General features: G+C 71.5%; 20 protein-coding genes. 12 read left to right on the top strand and 8 right to left on the bottom strand.

The window, feature by feature from the left end:
• The first annotated feature begins 240 nt into the window (after positions 1–240).
• Positions 241–1,203: a helix-turn-helix transcriptional regulator gene (locus OHB44_RS14595; protein WP_330441005.1), complete on the top strand. Its 963-nt coding sequence runs from the start codon at positions 241–243 to the stop codon at positions 1,201–1,203.
• 37 nt (positions 1,204–1,240) lie between these two features.
• Here OHB44_RS14595 and OHB44_RS14590 read toward each other — a convergent pair whose 3' ends face one another.
• The gene (locus tag OHB44_RS14590; RefSeq protein ID WP_330441004.1) at positions 1,241–2,629 is read right to left on the bottom strand and encodes an aminotransferase-like domain-containing protein; all 1,389 of its coding nucleotides are present in this window, start codon (positions 2,627–2,629) and stop codon (positions 1,241–1,243) included.
• Here OHB44_RS14590 and OHB44_RS14585 point away from each other — a divergent pair.
• Positions 2,628–3,584 (top strand): DMT family transporter, encoded by a 957-nt coding sequence (locus OHB44_RS14585; RefSeq protein WP_330441003.1) that lies wholly within the window; start codon positions 2,628–2,630, stop codon positions 3,582–3,584. The two genes, OHB44_RS14590 and OHB44_RS14585, sit on opposite strands and share 2 nt — an antisense overlap.
• Here OHB44_RS14585 and OHB44_RS14580 read toward each other — a convergent pair.
• Positions 3,581–3,976, bottom strand: coding sequence for a winged helix-turn-helix transcriptional regulator (locus OHB44_RS14580; protein ID WP_196924914.1), 396 nt, complete (start codon positions 3,974–3,976; stop codon positions 3,581–3,583). The two genes, OHB44_RS14585 and OHB44_RS14580, sit on opposite strands and share 4 nt — an antisense overlap.
• 96 nt (positions 3,977–4,072) lie before the next feature.
• Between OHB44_RS14580 and OHB44_RS14575 the strand changes: the two genes are divergently transcribed.
• Positions 4,073–4,930 (top strand): SDR family oxidoreductase, encoded by an 858-nt coding sequence (locus OHB44_RS14575; RefSeq protein WP_266302811.1) that lies wholly within the window; start codon positions 4,073–4,075, stop codon positions 4,928–4,930.
• Between the two features lie 181 nt (positions 4,931–5,111).
• Complete coding sequence (locus OHB44_RS14570) at positions 5,112–5,576, top strand: GNAT family N-acetyltransferase (protein ID WP_330441002.1); 465 nt, start codon at positions 5,112–5,114, stop codon at positions 5,574–5,576.
• 44 nt (positions 5,577–5,620) lie between these two features.
• Here OHB44_RS14570 and OHB44_RS14565 read toward each other — a convergent pair whose 3' ends face one another.
• Complete coding sequence (locus tag OHB44_RS14565; RefSeq protein ID WP_238684922.1) at positions 5,621–6,307, bottom strand: TetR/AcrR family transcriptional regulator; 687 nt, start codon at positions 6,305–6,307, stop codon at positions 5,621–5,623.
• A gap of 219 nt (positions 6,308–6,526) precedes the next feature.
• On the opposite strand from OHB44_RS14565, the gene OHB44_RS14560 reads away from it, so the two are divergent.
• From OHB44_RS14560 to OHB44_RS14545, 4 genes are all read left to right on the top strand, one after another.
• Positions 6,527–7,474, top strand: coding sequence for an ion transporter (locus OHB44_RS14560; RefSeq protein ID WP_330441001.1), 948 nt, complete (start codon positions 6,527–6,529; stop codon positions 7,472–7,474).
• A 78-nt stretch (positions 7,475–7,552) separates the two neighbouring features.
• Positions 7,553–8,722, top strand: a complete 1,170-nt coding sequence (locus tag OHB44_RS14555) for an acyl-CoA dehydrogenase family protein (RefSeq protein WP_330441000.1) — start codon at positions 7,553–7,555, stop codon at positions 8,720–8,722.
• A complete protein-coding gene (locus OHB44_RS14550) occupies positions 8,722–9,567 on the top strand; it encodes a phosphate/phosphite/phosphonate ABC transporter substrate-binding protein (RefSeq protein WP_330440999.1) in 846 nt (281 codons plus the stop codon). The genes OHB44_RS14555 and OHB44_RS14550 overlap by 1 nt, the downstream gene beginning before the upstream one ends.
• On the top strand, positions 9,564–10,775 hold the full coding sequence (locus tag OHB44_RS14545) for a ferritin-like domain-containing protein (RefSeq protein WP_330440998.1): 1,212 nt from the start codon (positions 9,564–9,566) through the stop codon (positions 10,773–10,775). The genes OHB44_RS14550 and OHB44_RS14545 overlap by 4 nt, the downstream gene beginning before the upstream one ends.
• 63 nt (positions 10,776–10,838) lie before the next feature.
• On the opposite strand, the gene OHB44_RS14540 is transcribed toward OHB44_RS14545, so the two are convergent.
• Together OHB44_RS14540 and OHB44_RS14535 are read right to left on the bottom strand one after the other, a co-directional pair.
• Positions 10,839–11,189 carry a DUF1330 domain-containing protein gene (locus OHB44_RS14540; RefSeq protein ID WP_266302818.1) on the bottom strand — a complete coding sequence of 117 codons (351 nt, stop codon included), beginning with the start codon at positions 11,187–11,189 and terminating at the stop codon, positions 10,839–10,841.
• 126 nt (positions 11,190–11,315) lie between these two features.
• Positions 11,316–11,906 (bottom strand): TetR/AcrR family transcriptional regulator, encoded by a 591-nt coding sequence (locus tag OHB44_RS14535; RefSeq protein ID WP_238684928.1) that lies wholly within the window; start codon positions 11,904–11,906, stop codon positions 11,316–11,318.
• Between the two features lie 117 nt (positions 11,907–12,023).
• On the opposite strand from OHB44_RS14535, the gene OHB44_RS14530 reads away from it, so the two are divergent.
• Positions 12,024–12,377 carry a TraR/DksA family transcriptional regulator gene (locus OHB44_RS14530; protein ID WP_266302819.1) on the top strand — a complete coding sequence of 118 codons (354 nt, stop codon included), beginning with the start codon at positions 12,024–12,026 and terminating at the stop codon, positions 12,375–12,377.
• A 150-nt stretch (positions 12,378–12,527) separates the two neighbouring features.
• Here OHB44_RS14530 and OHB44_RS14525 read toward each other — a convergent pair whose 3' ends face one another.
• Positions 12,528–13,922: an FAD-dependent oxidoreductase gene (locus OHB44_RS14525; RefSeq protein WP_330440997.1), complete on the bottom strand. Its 1,395-nt coding sequence runs from the start codon at positions 13,920–13,922 to the stop codon at positions 12,528–12,530.
• Positions 13,923–13,972: 50 nt separating this feature from the next.
• Positions 13,973–14,470 carry a GNAT family N-acetyltransferase gene (locus OHB44_RS14520; protein WP_330440996.1) on the bottom strand — a complete coding sequence of 166 codons (498 nt, stop codon included), beginning with the start codon at positions 14,468–14,470 and terminating at the stop codon, positions 13,973–13,975.
• Between the two features lie 95 nt (positions 14,471–14,565).
• Between OHB44_RS14520 and OHB44_RS14515 the strand changes: the two genes are divergently transcribed.
• Genes OHB44_RS14515 through OHB44_RS14505 form a run of 3 tightly spaced genes read left to right on the top strand, consistent with a single transcriptional unit; the run spans position 14,566 to position 16,466 of the window.
• Positions 14,566–14,919, top strand: coding sequence for an ArsR/SmtB family transcription factor (locus tag OHB44_RS14515; protein WP_330440995.1), 354 nt, complete (start codon positions 14,566–14,568; stop codon positions 14,917–14,919).
• Positions 14,916–16,007: an ACR3 family arsenite efflux transporter gene (gene arsB, locus OHB44_RS14510; protein ID WP_266302821.1), complete on the top strand. Its 1,092-nt coding sequence runs from the start codon at positions 14,916–14,918 to the stop codon at positions 16,005–16,007. The genes OHB44_RS14515 and arsB overlap by 4 nt, the downstream gene beginning before the upstream one ends.
• 18 nt (positions 16,008–16,025) lie before the next feature.
• The gene (locus OHB44_RS14505) at positions 16,026–16,466 is read left to right on the top strand and encodes an arsenate reductase ArsC (protein WP_330440994.1); all 441 of its coding nucleotides are present in this window, start codon (positions 16,026–16,028) and stop codon (positions 16,464–16,466) included.
• On the opposite strand, the gene eno is transcribed toward OHB44_RS14505, so the two are convergent.
• Positions 16,448–17,713, bottom strand: coding sequence for a phosphopyruvate hydratase (gene eno / locus OHB44_RS14500; RefSeq protein WP_330440993.1), 1,266 nt, complete (start codon positions 17,711–17,713; stop codon positions 16,448–16,450). The genes OHB44_RS14505 and eno overlap by 19 nt on opposite strands.
• Between the last annotated feature and the right edge of the window lie 11 nt (positions 17,714–17,724).

Genomic DNA, 17,724 nt, shown 5'->3' with positions numbered 1-17,724 from the left:
TCGGTGATTGTCGTATGGTGACATTCCCATCTACAGATATTGCGCCTCAGCGTCAGTGAATGGTCAGACCAGATCCGACACGCTCAACCGGTCGCTGCCGTCCCGCTCGCGACGTTCCATCCCACCGCACCGCCGGCCAACGACGTGCCGGGTCACCGCCGAGCACCCCGGCACGTCCCGAACCTGCCGTCGGCACCCGTTCCAGCACCCGGCGGCACCTCCACCGGACGGAGACAGCGGATGACGTCATCGCCAGTGCAGACCCACCAGTTCGACAGCCGTGACCCGGCGGCCATCCAGGAATTCCTGTCCGCCGCGTACGACCCGAAACTGCGCATTCAGAGCAGGAACGGATACCGGCTCACCCACCACCGCGTCGACACCGGCCCCTTCGCCATCGCGACCACCCGCCAGACCGGGCACCTCGAGATCGATGCCAGCACACTCGGCGGGCTGGTCATCGGTCGCACCCGCACCGCACACGTCGATCGCTCCTGCGCCGGATCCGCCCACCGGTTCGGCCCCGGCGAGGTCTTCCTCGTCACCAGGCCGGAGGAGCCGTGCGCCGTCCGCTGGCATCCCGGTGAGGTGGAGCTCTGCGTACTGGACCTGTCGGTGCTGGCACAGGTGGCCACCACCGCGCCGGCCCGCCGGCCCGGTCGGATCGAGTTCACCGAGCTGGGTGCCGCGAGCACGGCCCTCGCCCGGCAGTGGCGCAACACCACAAGCTTCGTCCGCGACGTCGTGTTGAACAGCCCGGCCGCCGGGGCACAGTCGCTGGTGATCGGCAACGCCGCCCGGATGCTGGCCGCGGCCGCGCTCGCGGTCTTCCCCAACACCGCGTTCACCGAACCGACCGCCGCCGACCGGAACGACGCCACCACCGCCACGCTGCGACGCGCGATCACGTTTCTTGAGGAGCACGCCGAGCGGGACATCAGCGCGGCCGACATCGCCGGCGCCGCCGGGGTCTCCCTCCGGGCGGTGCAACTCGCCTTCCGCCGTCACCTCGGCACCACCCCCATGGCCTACCTGCGTCGGGTCCGGCTCGTCCGGGCACACCACGACCTGGTACGCGCCGACCCGCGCCAGGAGACGGTCTCGGCAATCGCCAGTCGGTGGGGATTCGCCAGCCACAGCAGGTTCACCGCGCGATACCACGCCAGCTTCGGGGTGCCGCCGCGCGAGACGCTGAACACCTGAGACCCGCACGGACGCCAACCAGCCAGGCGCCCGGTGTTCAGCGAAGGACGCGGGCAAGGCGTCGCACGGCCTCGTCCATGAGTTCGGGTGCGGCTGCCGCGTAGGTGAGGCGCAGGTGCGGGGCCGGGGGTTCAGCCGCGTACCAGGGCCGGCCCGGGAAGACGGCGACGCCTTCGCCCGCCGCGGCAGCGGCCAGCGCCGCGTCGTCGGTGCCGGCGGGGAGGCGTACCCAGAGGTGCATGCCGCCACGTGGGATCGACTGTGGAGTGAGGCTTGGCAGGTGCCGGCGTAGCGCGGTCAGCAACGCGTCACGACGTGTCCGGAGGGCCGTGCGCAGTGCCCGGCGATGCCGCGACCACGCCGGAGAGGTGAGGAAGTCGATCGCCGCCTGTTGCAGTGGTCCGGCGACGAAGAAGTCGTCGAGCAGCCGGGCATCGCGCAGTCGCGCCCCGGCCGGACCACGGGCTCCGATGGCGGCGACGCGCAGCCCGGGGGCGGTCGACTTGGTCAGCGAGCGCAGGTAGATGACGTGGCCGTCGGGATCATCGCTGGCCAGTGGTGGCGGGGCCGGATCGTCGATGGTGAGGTCACGGGCGTAGTCGTCCTCGATCAGGAACGCCCCGGCGTCGCGTACGGCCTCGGCGACCTGCGCCCGGCGGTGCTCCGCCAGCGTCGCGCCGTGCGGGTTGGCGTACAGGGGCTGGCAGTAGAAGAGCCGGGCGTCGGTGCGGGCGAACGCGGCGGCGAGTTGGTCGGGTCGTACCCCGTCGGCGTCGGCCGGCACGGGCACCACCCGCAGCCCGGCCGAGCGGGCGGCGGCCAACGCACCCAGGTAGGTCGGCGACTCGACGAGCAGGGCGTCGCCGGGCGTGGTGAGCGCCCGCAGCGCGGACGACAGGGCGGCCTGTCCACCGGGGCAGATCACCATGTCCTCGGCGTGCAGCCCTGCCCCGGCCTCGCGGGCGAACCAGGCGCGCAGGTCCGCGCGCCCCTCGACGGGCCCACGCTGCCAGCTCGCGGGCTGGCGGGCGGCTCGGGTGAGGGCGGCGCCGAGCGCGGCGGCGGGCTGGAGGTCCGCGTGGAGGTAGCCACCGGACAGCGGGATCGTGCCGGCCGGCGTCAGCGCCAACAGCGCCCGCATCTCGTCCTGACCGAACCGGCGGGGCCCGAGCGCGACGGTCTGCCAGGACAGGTCGGGTACGCCCGGCTGGTCCGGCTCAGTGGCCACAAAGGTGCCTCGGCCGGGTCGCGCCTCGATCAGCCCCTCGGCCGCCAGCTGGCGGATCGCCTCGGCGACGGTCACCGGCGAGGCCTGATGTCGGGCCGTCAGCTCGCGTACCGAGGGCAGCCGGGCACCGGGACCGGCGGCGGCCGCGAGACCCCGCAGATCTTGGATAACGCGTTGGGCTGCGTTACCGTTTTCCATGAGGGACAAGAGTAGCGCTACTGCCGGAACCACGGTAACAGCGGATCGGATCGTCGGGCTCGGCCTCGGCGCCCTGGGCGTGCTCGGCTTCAGCTTGTCGCTACCGGCCACCCGGATCGCCGTGCAGCAGCTCGACCCGTGGTTCGTCGCCTTCGGCCGGGCTGTCGGCGCGGGTCTGCTGGCATGGGCGTACCTGTGTCTCACCGGCGCACGGTGGCCCACCCGCGGTCAGTGGCAACGGCTGCCGATCGTCGCGCTCGGAGTCATCGTCGGCTTTCCGTTGTTCACCTCGATGGCGCTTCTCACCCAGACCTCCGCGCACAGCGCTGTCGTCATCGCCGCACTGCCCGCGATGACGGCCGTGTTCGCGGTGCTGCGGGCCGGCGAGCGCCCACCGCCGCTGTTCTGGATCGTGAGCGCGGGCGGACTGCTGGCGGTTCTCGCTTTTCTCGGCGCCAGCGGCGCGGTACGCGGTGCCTTCACCCTGCCCGACCTGTTCCTGCTCGCGGCGGTAGTGCTCTGCGGCCTCGGCTACGCCGAGGGCGGCGCACTTGCCCGCGAGTTGGGCGGCGCTCGGACGATTTGCTGGGCATTGCTGCTCTCGCTGCCCGTCACCGTTCCCGTCACTGTCGTTGCCGCCGCAGCCGGTCCGCCGCGGGCCGATGCTCTCGGCTGGTCGGCGTTCGGCTATCTCACCGGGGTCTCGATGTTCCTGGGCTTCTTCGCCTGGTACGCGGGCCTGGCCCGGGGCGGTATCGCGCAGGTGGGCCAGGTCCAACTCGCCCAGCCGGTGCTGACCCTGGGGTGGTCGGCGCTGCTGCTCGGCGAGGTGGTCTCCCCCGCCTCGATCGCGGCGGCGCTGGTGGTGCTGGGATGCGTCGTGGCGACCCAGCGCATCCGCCAGAGCCCACGGACGGTGGTGGCGCGACGCGAGGCCGGCGCGAGATCGCGCTAGCCCCGGTCGCGCTCGCGGCTGTCGCGGGCGGTCTGCAACTCGGGCACCGAGGCCTCCAGCAGGTCGGCGAGGCCACGCAGTTGCTCGGCGACCCGGGCGCCGAGCGGGGTCAACGAGTATTCGACGCGCGGTGGGATCGCGGTGAGCACCTCGCGGGTCAGCATCCCGTCGCGTTCGAGGGTCTGCAGGGTCTGGGACAGCATCCGCTCGCTGACCCCGTCGATGCGGCGCCGCAGCGCGTTGAACCGGTAGCGGCCCTCGCCGAGCGCCAACAGGGCCAGCGAGGCCCACTTCGAGGTGACATCCTCGAAGGCCGCACGGGAGGTGCAACCCCGCGCGAACACATCGCTGACGAATTCCTGGGTAGGCCCCGCCGGGTCCTGGGCCGGCATGTCGCTCACCTCACCAGCCTATCCCATGCCGCCCATCAGTTAGTGCTGTAGATTCGTAAGTGCTTACTGATCGACCCCTACCCTCCGGAGGTTCCCATGCCCACCTATGCCGTCACCGGCGCCACCGGCCGGCTGGGCCGCCTGGTGATCGAGCAGTTGCTCGACAGCGGCGTACCCGCCGCCGAGATCGCCGCCATCGTCCGCAGCCCGGAGAAGGCCGCCGACCTGGCCGCGCACGGGGTCGAGATCCGCAAGGCCAACTACGACGACCCGTCGACACTGCCCGGCGCCGTGGCCGGCGTACGCCGCCTGCTGCTCATCTCCGGCGACACCCCCGGTCAGCGCGTCGCGCAGCACACAGCGGTCATCGACGCCGCCAAGCTCGCCGGGGTGGAGCGTCTCGTCTACACCAGCATCCTCAAGGCCGACACCACAGCGAACCCGCTGGCCCCGGAGCACAAGGCCACCGAGGAGGTCCTCGCCGCGTCCGGTCTGACCTACACCGTGCTGCGCAACAGCTGGTACACCGAGAACTACACCGACCAGCTCCCGCAGTACCTGGGGTCCGGCACGATCCTCGGCGCCACCGGCGGCAGCAAGATCTCCGCCGCCACCCGGGCCGACTACGCGGGGGCGGCCGTGGCCGCGCTGACCCGGGAAGAGGACGGCAACGCCGTCTACGAACTGGGCGGCACCGCGTTCACCTTCGACGAGCTGGCCGAGGCCGTCACCGAGGTCACCGGCACCACAGTCGTCCACCAGGACATGTCCGCCGCCGACCTGGCCTCGGCCCTGGAGAACGTCGGCCTGGATGCGGGCACCGCCGGTTTCGTCGCCGCGCTCGACCACTCGATCGCCAACGGCGAGCTGGCAACCGACAGCGACGACCTCAGCCGGTTGCTCGGCCGGCCGAGCACCCCGCTGCACGACGCCATCCGCGCCGCTCGGGCCTGAACCCGATCCATCGCCGAAGCGGGCGGCGGGGCCTCCGGTCGCCGTCGCCCGCCACGCCGTGAAGCCGCGCACGTATCCTCGACGACATGGTGAGGCACGTCGATGAGCAACTCGCCCGGCCCGTCGGGCCGCCATGTCGGCACGCCGTGCGGTCCGACCTGGACACTCCGGCGTCGGCCCGGTGAGCGGCGGCGACTTCGTCGTCCGCTCCGCCGTGGCGCAGGATGACCCCGAGCTGGTCTTCGACGTGCTGTGGCAACTCGCCCCCGACGACGCACGGCCGGACACCGCCCGGCTCGCCACCGCCTGGCGCGACCTGCACGCCCAAGCCGGCCGCCGCCTCCTGCTGGCCGTCGCCGGGGACACCTTCGTGGGCACCCTGGACACCCTCGTAGCCCCCAACCTCACCCACGGCGCGCGACCGTACATGCTGGTGGAGAACGTGGTGGTCGCGCCCGGCTGGCGCCGTCGCGGAGTCGCCCGGGCCCTCATGCTGGCGGCGCTCGACGAGGCGACGGCGGCCGGCTGCTACAAGGTTCAACTGGTGTCGAACGCCGCGCGCACCGACGCCCACCGGTTCTACGCGTCCATCGGGTTCGCGCAGTCCGCTCTCGGTTACCGTCGATATCTCACCGCCGCGACGTGACGCCGGCTGCGGGCGCTCCCGCGTCCCGGCCGAGGCGAGGCGGGTCAGCCCGCCTCGGTCGACTCCGCGAGCAGCAGGCCGGTCAGCAGACTGCGCACTGTCCGTTCGACGAGGTCCGCCCGGGGTGCCGGTCCGGAGGGCTGACGGAACGCCGCGACCAGGTGCGGGTACGCCGCGAGGTCCACCCCGGCGAAGCTGAACGCCCCGGCGGCGGACTCGCGGCGGGCAAAGAGGCTCACCACGCCGGTCATCATCGCGATGGTCTCGAACTTGGCGGCGGCAGGGCAGCGCACTGGTTCCAGGATCCGGATGCAGTTGTCGAACCAGGCCAGGCTCTGCGGGCCGATGCCGGAGGGCCGGTGGATCACGTCGAGCAGCCACGGGTGGGCGCCGAACAGTGCCAACTGCCGGCGGCCCAGCAGCACCATCGTCTCCAACCAGTCGCCCTCCACCTGCGGGTACGGGCGCAGCTCCCCCACCGCCCGGTCGGTCATCAGGTCCAGCAGGTCATCGCGGGACGACAAATAGCGGTAGAGGGATCCGGCGCCGGTGCCGAGCGTGGCGGCCACGGCGCGCATCGACACCGCGGCCAGCCCTTCGGTGTCGGCCAGGGCGATGGCGGCCACGACGATGGCCTCCCGGCTGTGCGCGGGAGCGGGGCCACGGCTGCCGCGTTCGGGCCTGCTCCAGATCGGCTGCCGGTCGGGGTCGCTCGCGGCTGTGTCACTCACTGATCTACTGTAAATCGCCAACAGCGTTCCGATTTGTATCGTTGCCGCACGGATCGCGTCGGCGCGCAGCGAACACGTCACGCTGCACTCACGGCACTGTCGCGCAGCGTCATTGATCTTGGCTAGGGTGGTGGGCATGCCCGCACACCATCCGCACCGCCACGACGACGGCCGGAGGTGGGCCCCGGCCCCGGCACGCCTCATCGAGCCGGCCGACTGGTGACCGACGCACCCGTGCCCGCCCAGCGGGGCGGTCCGTCCACACCGCCGTCGCACCGCTCCGGATGGACCGGCCGTTGCGACCGGCTCGCCCGGTCACGGCCCTTCGAGATCGCCATCGTCGTGGTCATCCTCGCCAACGGCATCGTTCTCGGCCTGGAGACGTACGACGATCTGAGCCCGGCGGGCACCGCGCTGCACGGCCTGGAGCTGTTCTTCCGGGCCGTCTTCGTCGTCGAGATCGCCGTCCGGCTGGCCGCCTACGGCAGACGCCCACAGGACTTCTTCCGGCACGGCTGGAACGTCTTCGACTTCGTGGTGATCGCGGCGATCTTCATCCCGGGCCTGCACGGCGACCCGGCGCTGCTGCGGGTCGTCCGGGTCGCCCGCATGGTCCGCCTGGTGCGGTTCTCACCGGGTCTGCGGACCATCGTCTCCGCACTGTGGCGCAGCCTGCCGGGAGTCACCGGGTTCCTCGCCCTGGCCGTGGTGACGCTCTACGTGTACGGCATGGCCGGCTGGCTGATCTTCGGCAACAGGTACCCGGAGGAGTACGGCGACATCGGCCGCTCGCTGCTGACGTTGTTCGTGCTGCTGTCGCTGGAGACTCTGCCGGACCTCATCGAGCAGGGCATGGCGATCTCACCATGGACGCTGCTCTACTACGTCAGCTACGTGGTCATCACCGTCAACCTGCTGCTCAACATCCTCATCGCTGTCATCGTGAACTCCATGGAGGAGGCCCGCCGGTTGGAGATGACCGAGCGACTGGCTCCCGGGTACGACGAGGACGGCGACGGCGTACCGGACGAGGTGGACCGGATCGCGCTCACCCAACGGCTGGACGACCTGCGCGCGGTCATCACCGAGTTGGAGCGCGAGCTGCGCATCGACCGGGACGACGGGCACGGCCGACCCCACCGGGACAAGGCCCGCGCCAGACGGTGATCCGACGCTCGCGCTGCGTCCACGAGTTCGGATAGTGTCGGCGGCGGTCCCATCGGCCTGCCGTGAGGGGTTCCGAGCATGACGACCAGTGTCGACAATGCCCAGACCGCCACCGATCCCCCGGACACGCTCGACACGGTGATCGACGACGTGATCCGCCCGCAGGCGCCGATCGTCGACCGGGATGGGACCTTCCCCCGTCCGGGTGTCGACGCTCTCGCCGCAGCCGGCCTGCTCGGCCTGGCCTCCTCGACCGACGTCGGAGGCGCCGGCCACGGCCTGCGGGCGGTCGCCGAGGTGATCGAGCGGCTGGCCGCCGAGTGCGGGTCCACGGCGATGGTGGTGCTCATGCACTACGCGGCCACCGCCGTCATCGAGGCGCACGGCCCGCACGACGTCCGCGCGGCCATCGCCACCGGCGATCACCTCACCACGTTGGCCTTCTCCGAGTACGGCTCGCGCAGCCACTTCTGGTCGCCGACCGGCACCGCGACAGCCGCCGCCGACGACACCGTCCGCCTCGACGCGCGTAAGAGCTGGGTCACCTCGGCCGGCGAGGCCAACAGCTACGTCTGGTCGAGCCTTCCGCTGACCCGCGACACCGGCCCGATGACGCTGTGGCTGGTGCCGGCCGACAGCGCCGGCCTGAGCGTGACCGGCGACTTCGACGGGCTGGGTCTGCGGGGCAACGGCTCTCGGCCGATGACCGCCGACGGGCTCCGGGTTCCGGCGACGGCGAGGATGGCGGCCGACGGGGCTGGGCTCGACACCGCGCTCGGTGCGGTCCTGCCCTGGTTCCTGGTGCTCAACGCCGCCTTCTGCCTCGGTCTCGCCGACAGCGCGGTGGCCGAGGCGGGCCGACATCTCACCAGGACCACGCTCGCGCACACCGGCGCCGCCCTGCGCGACGCGCCCGTCACCCGACGCGACCTCGCCCGGCTGATGATCCGCACCGACGCGTTGCGCGCCTTCCTGGGTGACACGCTGACCGCACTGGAGACCGGCCGCGAGGACGCGATGCTGCGGGTGCTCCAGGTCAAGGCGCTCGCCGGCGAGACCGTCGCCGACGTGACCGATGGCGCGATGCAGCTCTGCGGCGGCAGCGCCTTCCGCAAGGAGTTGGGCCTTGAGCGCCGTTTCCGGGACGCCCGCGCGGCCCGGGTGATGGCGCCGACCACCGACGCGCTGCACGATTTCGTCGGTCGGCTCGCCACCGGGCTGCCGCTGCTCGGCGAGGCCAACCGCTGATGCCCGCGCCAACCGTTCTGCTGGGCGCGGTCGCGTACGACCCCAAGGTGGTGACCATCTGGGAGGGCTTCCGCGCCTGGCTGCGCGGGCAGGGCCTGGACTTCGACTTCGTCCTCTACTCCCACTACGAACGACAGGTCGAGGACCTCCTCGCCGGGCGGATCGACGCGGCCTGGAACTCTCCCCTGGCCTGGCTGCGGGCTGAGCGGTTGGCGGCCGCCACCGGCACGGCCGTCCGCGCGCTCACCATGCGCGACACCGACCAGGACCTCACCTCCGTCGTGGTGGTCCGCGAGGACTCGCCGGTGCGCCGGATCGCGGACCTCGCCGGACGGGTGGTCGCCGTCGGGGCGGTCGACAGTCCACAGGCGACGCTGATTCCACTGGGTCACCTCGCGGCGGCCGGGGTCACTGTCGACGTACGCCGCTTCGACGTGGGTGTCGGCCTGCACGGCGACCACATCGGCGGCGAGCGCGACGCGGCCCGCGCCCTGGTGGCCGGGGAGGTCGACGCCGCCTGCATGATCGACGCCAACCACCTGGCGTTCGTCCAGGAGGGCACGCTACCGCCGGAAGGCACCCGCGTCGTGGCGCAGACCGCACGCTACGACCACTGCAACATGACGGTCCGCGCGGCGGAGTCCGACGGCGTCCGGCTCTTCGGCAGGCTGCTGCTCGGCATGTCGTACGCCGATCCGCAGGTGCGTCCGCTGCTCGATTTGGAGGGGTTGAAGGCCTGGCGGGAGGGCCGCACCACGGGGTATGACGCCCTCGCGGACGCGGTCGACGCCAACGGTTTCTACTCCCCCGACGGGCGGGTGACGGCCACGGACTACCGGCCGTGAGCGCGGCACCGGTCGCCGAGGTCGACCTGGGTGATCTGGGTTTCGGCCGGGGCGCGCACCTGCTGGTGCAGCGCGCCCTGGCCGGGTTGCCGCCCGGCGGCCGGTTGGCGGTCTCCGGGCGCGACCCGGCGCTGCGCGTCCACCTGCCCGCCTGGTGTCGTGGCCGGGGCCATCGGGTCGAATGGCCGGACCGGGGCGAGGCGAGCGAGCTGGTGGCGGTGGTGGTCCGGGGGTCGGCGGATGACGACCGCTGGTTCGGGGCGGAGCGGGCCGGGCCGGCCCTGCCGTCGGCGCTCAGCAGCCGCCCACCCGCGCGGTGGGGGCTCGGCGCCCGGGGCGCGCTCCTCGAAGCCGGTGGTCCGGAGGCGCGATTCGACCTGGACGACCGCGACCTGGTCTGGGCCGACATCGCCCCAAACCTGTACGCGCAGGCCGCCGCCCGACAGTGGGACCCGCAGACCGCGGTGCCGTGGGACGACCCGTTCGCGCTGCCGGCCGACGTCGAGGCGGCGGTGGTGCAGGTGATGACCTACCTGGTCGAGAACGAGCAGGCCGCCCTCGTCGTGCCGGCCCGGTTCGTGGGGCGCATCCACCCGCACTTTCGGGAGGTGGTGCAACTGCTCGCCGTGCAGATGGCCGACGAGGCCCGGCACATGGAGGTCTTCAGCCGGCGGGCACTGCTGCGCGGCGCCGAGATGGGCACGTCGTCCGCCGGGGGTCGGCAGTCGCTGTTCACCCTCGTCGCGGAGTCGGACTTCGCGTTGGCGTCGTTCCTGCTCTCCGTGCTCGGCGAGGGTAGCTTCGTCGATCTGCTCTCGTTTCTGCACGAGAACGCACCGGACCCGGTGACGCGTCGGATCTGTTGGCTCGCCATGCAGGACGAGCGCCGGCACGTGGTGTTCGGCATGGCACACCTGGAGCATCAGGCGCAGCTGGATCCGCTGCTGCGGGACCGGCTGCGGGCGGCCATCCACCGCCGTCACGACGCGCTTGTCGACACCGCCGGGCTCAACGCGGATGTCTTCGACGCGCTGGTGCTGCTCGCGGCGGGTGGTTGGCATCCGGACGACGTTTCCGCCGGCTTCGACCGGGTGCAGGCTCTGCAACACGCCATGGATCAGGGCCGTCAGCGCCGCCTCGTTCGCCTGGGTTTCCGGCCGGACGAGGCGGCGGCGCTCTCCGCCCTGCACACCCGCAACTTCATGTAGCCGATCCCCGCGCACGGCGTGGCGTGCGCGGGGATCGCGGCAGGGCAGGTCAGCGAGCGCTGGTCACTGGCCGAGCAGGGTCCGGATCTGACGCGCGTAGCCGGCCACCGTGAAGTCCGGGCCGACGGAGTCCACCAGGACCAGGTCGTTGATGGTGTGATCGACGCGCAGCGACAGGATCGCCTGGTACTCGGGCGAGTTGTACCAGGTCTTGGCGGTTTCCGCGTCCGGGAACTCGATCAGCACGACCGAACCGGGCCAGCTGCCCTCGAGGACCTGCACCTCGGCATCCAGGACGAGCCACGTGGCGCCGTACGCCTCGGTGGTGGCCTGGACCTGCTCCAGGTAACGCAGGGACTCCTCGGTCGGCACTCCGCCCGGGATACGCAGGTGGTTGATCAGGTAGGTGCTCATGTCTCACTCCTCAGTTGCGGGGTTCTGCCTCCCGGCCGAAGGCGTACGACCGGTCGTCTTGAATTGGTTACGCGCTGGCGCCGGATGGGGGCGACGCGAGCTGTTACCGCTGGGGTCGGACGCGGATCAGGTGAGGATCCGGGCCGTGGTGATCGTGAAGAACTCCTGGAGAGCGGCCGGGTCGCCGGATGCCTTCGCCCGCGCTGCCGCGCCCTCGTAGCTGGAGACGACAAAGCCGGCGAGGTCGGTGGCCGGTTCGTCGCCGTGCAGTTCACCGGCGGCCCGCGCCTGCTCGATCGCCGTGGCGAGCGCGGCGACCCAGCGGCCGAAGCCGGCGTCGACGGCGTTGCGCAGAACGTCGCTGTGTGCCGGGATCTCGGTGGCGAAGTTGCCGAGCAGGCAGCCACGGTCGCCCATGGTGTCGCCGAGGCCGGTGATGTATCTCAGATGCCCGGTGATCCGCTCCAGCGGGGTTCCGCCCTGCTTCTCGTCGAGCATCTCCAGCCCCATCGCCGCGGAGTATCTCGCCACCGAGTCGAGAGCGAGGTCTTCCTTGCTGGCGAAGTGGTTGTAGAAGGTGCCCTTGGGCGCCCCGGCCGCGGCGACGATGTCCTGGACGCTCGTGCCGTTGTAGCCGCGCAGGTGGAACAGGTCCAGCGCCGCGTCGGACAGCCGTTGCCGGGTCCCGGCGGAGGCCGGCGACTTCGATCGTGGCATCTCGTGGCACTCCTCTCGTCCGTGGTTCCGGCTGACTGACGGACACCACGATATGACCGGTCGTCTCGGAATGCCAATGATGTGACCACGGTCATCCCCCAGTACTCTGAAACGGTCATGAACAGGGATTCCAGCGCGATCCGTGAGGCGTTGCTGCGGCTTCGCGAGCAGACCGAGGCTCAGGCCACTGCCTTGGACGGTGACCTGCGGAGCCTCTTCGAGGCGTCCCGGTCGTCCAACGCCGACGACGAACACGACCCCGAGGGCAGCACGATCGCCTTCGAACGCGCGCAGCTCACCGCCGTCCTGGACGCCACCCGCCGACGCCTGGCGGAGCTGGACGTCGCGCTGCGACGGGTCGACGACGGCAGCTACGGCGTGTGCGAACGGTGCGCCCGTCCGATTCCCGCCGACCGGCTCGTCGCCCGCCCGTCCGCGCGTACGTGTGTCGCCTGTGCCAGCCGGCGGTGACGGCGCCTGCCTGCCTCGGCGGTAGTCCGCCCGACCGCACCTCACTGAGGGGGACCGTCCGACTGCACGGGCTGCCCGGACGGCGGCATGGGGGCGGCCGGGTAGCCGCCGGGCGAGGCAGGCGGCGGCGGGCACCGTCGTATCCGGTGATCAGCTGGCGCAACAACCTGCTGCCGGCGCGGCGCCGAGGGCGATGAGGCTGATCGGAGCGGACCGCAGCCCTCCGGAGATGCCGGTGGACAGTCCACGCCCCGTCGGTTGCGGCCCACAGCAGTCGTCGCCGCCCACCGAGTCGGCAGGGTTGCTGTTGCACACACCGGTCGCGGGCAGGTCGAGTTGGACGTCGCGGGCGGCGGTCCAGTCACCGGCCAGCGCGGCGACCACGGAGCGGACCTGCTCGTAGCCGGTGGCCATGAGGAACGTCGGCGCTCGGCCGTAGGACTTCATGCCGACGGCGTAGTAGCCCTGCTCGGGGTGGGCGAGCACGTCCACGCCGTGCGGCGGCACGGTGCCGCAGGAGTGCTCGTTGGGGTCGATCAGCGGGGCCAGGGCACGGGTGGCGCCCAGCACCGGGTCGAGGTCCAGCCGCAACTCGGCGGCGATGCCGTGGTCGGGGCGGAAGCCCGTGGCCGCGACAACACGGTCGACGGTGATCGACTCGACGGTGCCGTCGCCGTGCCGCAGGACCACCCTCACCCGACCGTCCGTCGGGGTGAGCGCCTGCACGGAGAAGCCGGTGAGCAGCCGGATCCGGCCAGCGTCGACGTGCGAACGCAGCCGTGCGCCGAGCGCGCCTCGCGCCGGTAGGGCGTCGGCGTCCCCGCCGCCGTAGGTACGCGTCGGCGCGGCGGCCCGGATAGCCCAGGTCACCTCGGTGTCGGGCTCGACGGCGGCCAGCTCCGCGAGGGACAGCAGGGTGTTCGCGGCCGAGTGACCGGCGCCGACCACCACTGTGTGCCGTCCGGCGAACCGGCCCCGGTCGGCGCCGAGGACGTCTGGCAGCGCGTGCTCCAGGTACGCCGCCGCATCGGCCTCCCCCCGCGCGCGCAGACCGGACGCGCCGAGGACGTTCGGCGTGCCCCAGGTGCCGGAGGCGTCGATGACGGCGCGGGCGACCAGTTCGTCGCCGTCGGCGAGGCGGAGCAGGAACGGTGCGGTGTCGCGCCCGGCGGTACGCAACCGGTCGAGGCCGAGCCGGCTGATCGCCTCGACGCGTGCTCCGTACCGCACGTGTGGCTTCAGTTGCGGCAGCTGCGCGAGGGGCCGGAGGTAGTCGTCGACCAGCTCCGCGCCGGTGGGCAGTGCCCCCGGGTCGGGGGCGACCCAACCGGCCTCGTCGAGGAGCCGACGGGCAGCCGGGTCGATGTTGTAACGCCACGGCGAGAAGACCCGCACGTGCCCCCACTGGCGTACGGCGGCACCGGGAATGTCGCCGGCTTCGAGGACGGTGAAGGGCAGCCCGCGTTCGTGCAGGTGCGCGGCGGCGGCGAGACCGGTCGGGCCGGCGCCGATGATGATGGTGGGACTGTCGTCCAGAGCGTTCATCAGTGGCTCCTCGGTGTGGTGGCCTGGCCCGTCTTGAGGGCCACGGCTGGTCAGGTGATGGTGGGGCTGCGACGTTCCAGCAGGACGACGTCGCGCCAGCGGTCGTGATGGCGGCCGACCCGCTCGCGTACGCCGATGACCCGGAAGCCGGCACGCTGGTGCAGGGTGAGGCTGGCGGTGTTCTCCGGGAAGACTCCGGACTGGATGGTCCAGATGCCGGCGGCCTCGGTGGAGGCGACCAGCGCGGTCAGCAGCAGCCGGGCGATGCCCCGGCCCTGGGTGGCCGGGTCGACGTAGACGGAGTGTTCGACCACACCGGCGTAGACCGTGCGGGTCGAGGTCGGCGAGACGGCGATCCAGCCGAGCACCACCCCGTCGCTGTCGACGGCCACGAAGCGGTGCGCGCTCAGGCGCGCGGCGTCGAACGCCGCCCAGGTCGGGGCGGTGATCTCGAAGCTGGCATTGCCGGCGTCCAGACCGGCCTGGTAGATCGCCAGGACCCGGTCGGCGTCGTCGTCGGTCATGGTGCGCACGGTGATGTCGGCCATCAGCGGGTTGCCTTCCGGAAGAGATCAGATGCCTGTCTCGACGTCCGTCGAAACAGACAGTTGCACACTGATTAGAGAAGTGTCAACCTAGAGGAATGTCGAATCAAGCAGGTCCGACCATGGACGTGTCGTGCTGCGTCCCGCTGGCCAAGCGACGCGTACCGGCCGAGGCCGCCGCTGTGCTCGCGCCCGCGTTCAAGGCCCTCGGCGACCCGGTGCGGCTGCAACTGCTGTCGATGATCGCCTCCGCCGAGACCGGGGAGATCTGCGTCTGTGACCTGACCCCCGCGTTCGACCTGACCGGTCCGACCATCTCGCACCACCTCAAGACGCTGCGCGAGGCGGGGCTGGTCGACGCCGAACGCCGTGGCACCTGGGTCTACTACCGCGCTCGACCGGCCATCCTGCGCCAGCTCGCCGCGCTGCTCACCGTGGCGCCGGCGACATGACGACGACCCTCCAGAGCGACTCGGCCGAGAGCGCGGTCGTCGGCCGCCTGTCCCGACTCGACCAGTTCCTACCCGTGTGGATCGGGCTCGCGATGGCCGCCGGCCTGCTCCTCGGTCGGCTGATCCCCGGGCTGAACAGCGCCTTGGACGCGGTGCAGATCGGCGGGATCTCGCTACCCATCGCGGTCGGCCTGCTGATCATGATGTACCCGGTGCTGGCGAAGGTCCGCTACGACCGGCTCGACACCGTCACCGGCGACCGCCGGCTGCTGATCTCCTCGCTGGTCCTCAACTGGATCGTCGGCCCCGCCGTGATGTTCGCCCTGGCCTGGATCTTCCTGGCCGACCAACCCGCCTACCGCACCGGGCTGATCATCGTCGGCCTGGCCCGCTGCATCGCCATGGTCATCATCTGGAACGACCTCGCCTGCGGCGACCGGGAGGCCGCCGCCGTCCTGGTCGCCCTCAACTCGGTCTTCCAGGTCGTCGCCTTCGGCCTGCTCGGCTGGTTCTACCTCGCCGTGCTCCCCCAGTGGCTGGGGCTCTCCGGCGCCGAGCTGAACGTCTCCGCGTGGGACATCGCCGGTAACGTGCTCATCTTCCTCGGCATCCCGCTGCTCGCCGGCTACCTCACCCGCCGCCTCGGCGAACGCGCCAAGGGCCGCGCCTGGTACGAGGCACGCTTCCTGCCCCGCATCGGCCCGGCCGCCCTCTACGGGCTGCTGTTCACCATCGTGATCCTGTTCGCCCTGCAAGGCGACGCCATCACCAGCCGACCCCTGGACGTCGTCCGCATCGCCCTGCCCCTGCTGGTGTACTTCGCGCTCATGTGGGCCGGCTCCTACGCCCTCGGCCGGGCCATCGGCCTCGGCTACCAACGCACCACCACGCTGGCGTTCACCGCCGCCGGGAACAACTTCGAACTGGCGATCGCCGTCGCGATCGGCACCTTCGGAGTCACCTCCGGCCAAGCCCTCGCCGGGGTCGTCGGCCCGTTGATCGAGGTACCCGTCCTGGTCGGGCTGGTCTACGTCTCGCTGTGGGCCCGCCGCCGCTTCTTCACTCCCCCGCAATCCGCGACCGCGTAACCGGAAGGCAACCCCGACATGAGCGACAGACCCAGCGTCCTGTTCGTCTGCGTCCACAACGCCGGCCGTTCCCAGATGGCCGCCGGCTGGCTGCGCCACCTCGCCGGCGACACCGTCGAGGTTCGCTCCGCCGGCTCCGCGCCGGCCGAGACGATCAACCCCGCCGCCGTGCAGGCCATGCGCGAGGTCGGCATCGACATCACCGACCAGACCCCCAAACTTCTGGAGTACGCGACAGCGGAGTCCTCCGACGTCATCGTGACCATGGGCTGCGGCGACACCTGCCCGGTCTTCCCCGGCAAGCGCTACGAGGACTGGACGCTCGACGACCCGGCCGGCAAGGGAGTCGACGCCGTCCGCCCGATCCGTGACGAGATCCGGGGTCGGGTGGAGAAGCTCCTCGCCGAGCTGAACCTCGCCACCCGACCGGAGCGCAGCCCTCAACGGCCTCCGGCGTAGCTGGCGCGCTCGCCGAGCTCTTCCTCGATGCGGATGAGCTGGTTGTACTTGGCCGTGCGGTCGGAGCGCGACAGCGAGCCGGTCTTGATCTGACCGCAGCCGACGGCCACTGCCAGGTCGGCGATGGTGGTGTCCTCGGTCTCCCCGGATCGGTGCGACATCACCACCCGGTACCCCGCCTTGTGCGCGGCGTCGACCGTCGCCAGGGTCTCGGTGAGGGTGCCGATCTGGTTGACCTTGACCAGGATCGCGTTGGCGTAGCCGCCGTCGATCCCGTCGCGCAGCCGGTCGACGTCGGTGCAGAAGACGTCGTCGCCGACCAACTGCACGCGCTCCCCCGCCACCGCCGTCAGCCGCTTCCAGCCGGTGATGTCGTCCTCGGCCATCGGGTCCTCGATCGAGCTGATCGGGTACCGGGAGAGCAGGTCGAGCAGGTAGTCGATGTGCTCCTCGACGCTGCGCTGGCGTCCCTCGCCGACGTAGTCGTAGACACCCGCGCGGAAGAACTCCGAGCTGGCCGGGTCGAGGCAGATCCGCACGTCGACGCCGGGCTGGTAACCGGTGTCCTCGATGGCGCGCAGCACGAACCGCAGCGCCTCGTCGGCGTCCGTGACGTTCGGCGCGAAGCCGCCCTCGTCACCGACGTTGGTGTTGTGCCCGGCCGCGGCCAGGGACGCCTTGAGGGTGTGGAAGACCTCCGCGCCCATCCGGACCGCCTCGGCGAACGTCCGCGCTCCGACCGGGGCGATCATGAACTCCTGGAAGTCGAGCGGATTGTCGGCGTGCGCTCCACCGTTGATGATGTTCATCATCGGCACCGGCAGCAGGCGGGCGCCGACGCCGCCGACGTAGCGGTACAGCGGCTGCCGGTGGGCCAACGCCGCCGCCTTCGCGGTCGCCAGGGACACCGCCAGGATCGCGTTGGCACCCAGTCGACCCTTGTCCTTGGAACCGTCGAGCGCGATCATCGTCTCGTCGATCAGGGCCTGGTCCTCCGCGTCGAGCCCGAGCACCGCGTCGGCGATCTCGCCGTTGACAGCGGCGACGGCAGTGCTCACGCCCTTGCCGTGAAAACGCGTCAGGTCCCCGTCACGCAGCTCGACCGCCTCGTTCGCCCCCGTCGACGCGCCGGACGGCACGGCCGCCCGGCCGGTTGACCCGTCGGCGAGGACCACGTCGGCCTCCACCGTCGGGTTGCCCCTGCTGTCGAGGATCTGCCGAGCCCACACCCGACTGATTGCCGTCATCGCACACTCCC

Source organism: Micromonospora sp. NBC_00821, assembly GCF_036347035.1.
Classification (GTDB): domain Bacteria; phylum Actinomycetota; class Actinomycetes; order Mycobacteriales; family Micromonosporaceae; genus Micromonospora; species Micromonospora hortensis.
The sequence above is the reverse complement of the archived record's forward strand: the minus strand, read 5'-3'. Positions and strand labels throughout refer to the sequence as shown.

Coding starts and splice junctions, on each gene's coding strand:
- OHB44_RS14595 (WP_330441005.1), top strand. CDS start 241: ATGACGTCATCGCCAGTGCAGACCCACCAGTTCGACAGCCGTGACCCG.
- OHB44_RS14585 (WP_330441003.1), top strand. CDS start 2,628: ATGAGGGACAAGAGTAGCGCTACTGCCGGAACCACGGTAACAGCGGAT.
- OHB44_RS14590 (WP_330441004.1), bottom strand. CDS start 2,629: ATGGAAAACGGTAACGCAGCCCAACGCGTTATCCAAGATCTGCGGGGT.
- OHB44_RS14580 (WP_196924914.1), bottom strand. CDS start 3,976: ATGCCGGCCCAGGACCCGGCGGGGCCTACCCAGGAATTCGTCAGCGAT.
- OHB44_RS14575 (WP_266302811.1), top strand. CDS start 4,073: ATGCCCACCTATGCCGTCACCGGCGCCACCGGCCGGCTGGGCCGCCTG.
- OHB44_RS14555 (WP_330441000.1), top strand. CDS start 7,553: ATGACGACCAGTGTCGACAATGCCCAGACCGCCACCGATCCCCCGGAC.
- OHB44_RS14550 (WP_330440999.1), top strand. CDS start 8,722: ATGCCCGCGCCAACCGTTCTGCTGGGCGCGGTCGCGTACGACCCCAAG.
- OHB44_RS14540 (WP_266302818.1), bottom strand. CDS start 11,189: ATGAGCACCTACCTGATCAACCACCTGCGTATCCCGGGCGGAGTGCCG.
- OHB44_RS14535 (WP_238684928.1), bottom strand. CDS start 11,906: ATGCCACGATCGAAGTCGCCGGCCTCCGCCGGGACCCGGCAACGGCTG.
- OHB44_RS14530 (WP_266302819.1), top strand. CDS start 12,024: ATGAACAGGGATTCCAGCGCGATCCGTGAGGCGTTGCTGCGGCTTCGC.
- OHB44_RS14525 (WP_330440997.1), bottom strand. CDS start 13,922: ATGAACGCTCTGGACGACAGTCCCACCATCATCATCGGCGCCGGCCCG.
- OHB44_RS14520 (WP_330440996.1), bottom strand. CDS start 14,470: ATGGCCGACATCACCGTGCGCACCATGACCGACGACGACGCCGACCGG.
- OHB44_RS14515 (WP_330440995.1), top strand. CDS start 14,566: ATGTCGAATCAAGCAGGTCCGACCATGGACGTGTCGTGCTGCGTCCCG.
- arsB (WP_266302821.1), top strand. CDS start 14,916: ATGACGACGACCCTCCAGAGCGACTCGGCCGAGAGCGCGGTCGTCGGC.
- OHB44_RS14505 (WP_330440994.1), top strand. CDS start 16,026: ATGAGCGACAGACCCAGCGTCCTGTTCGTCTGCGTCCACAACGCCGGC.
- eno (WP_330440993.1), bottom strand. CDS start 17,713: ATGACGGCAATCAGTCGGGTGTGGGCTCGGCAGATCCTCGACAGCAGG.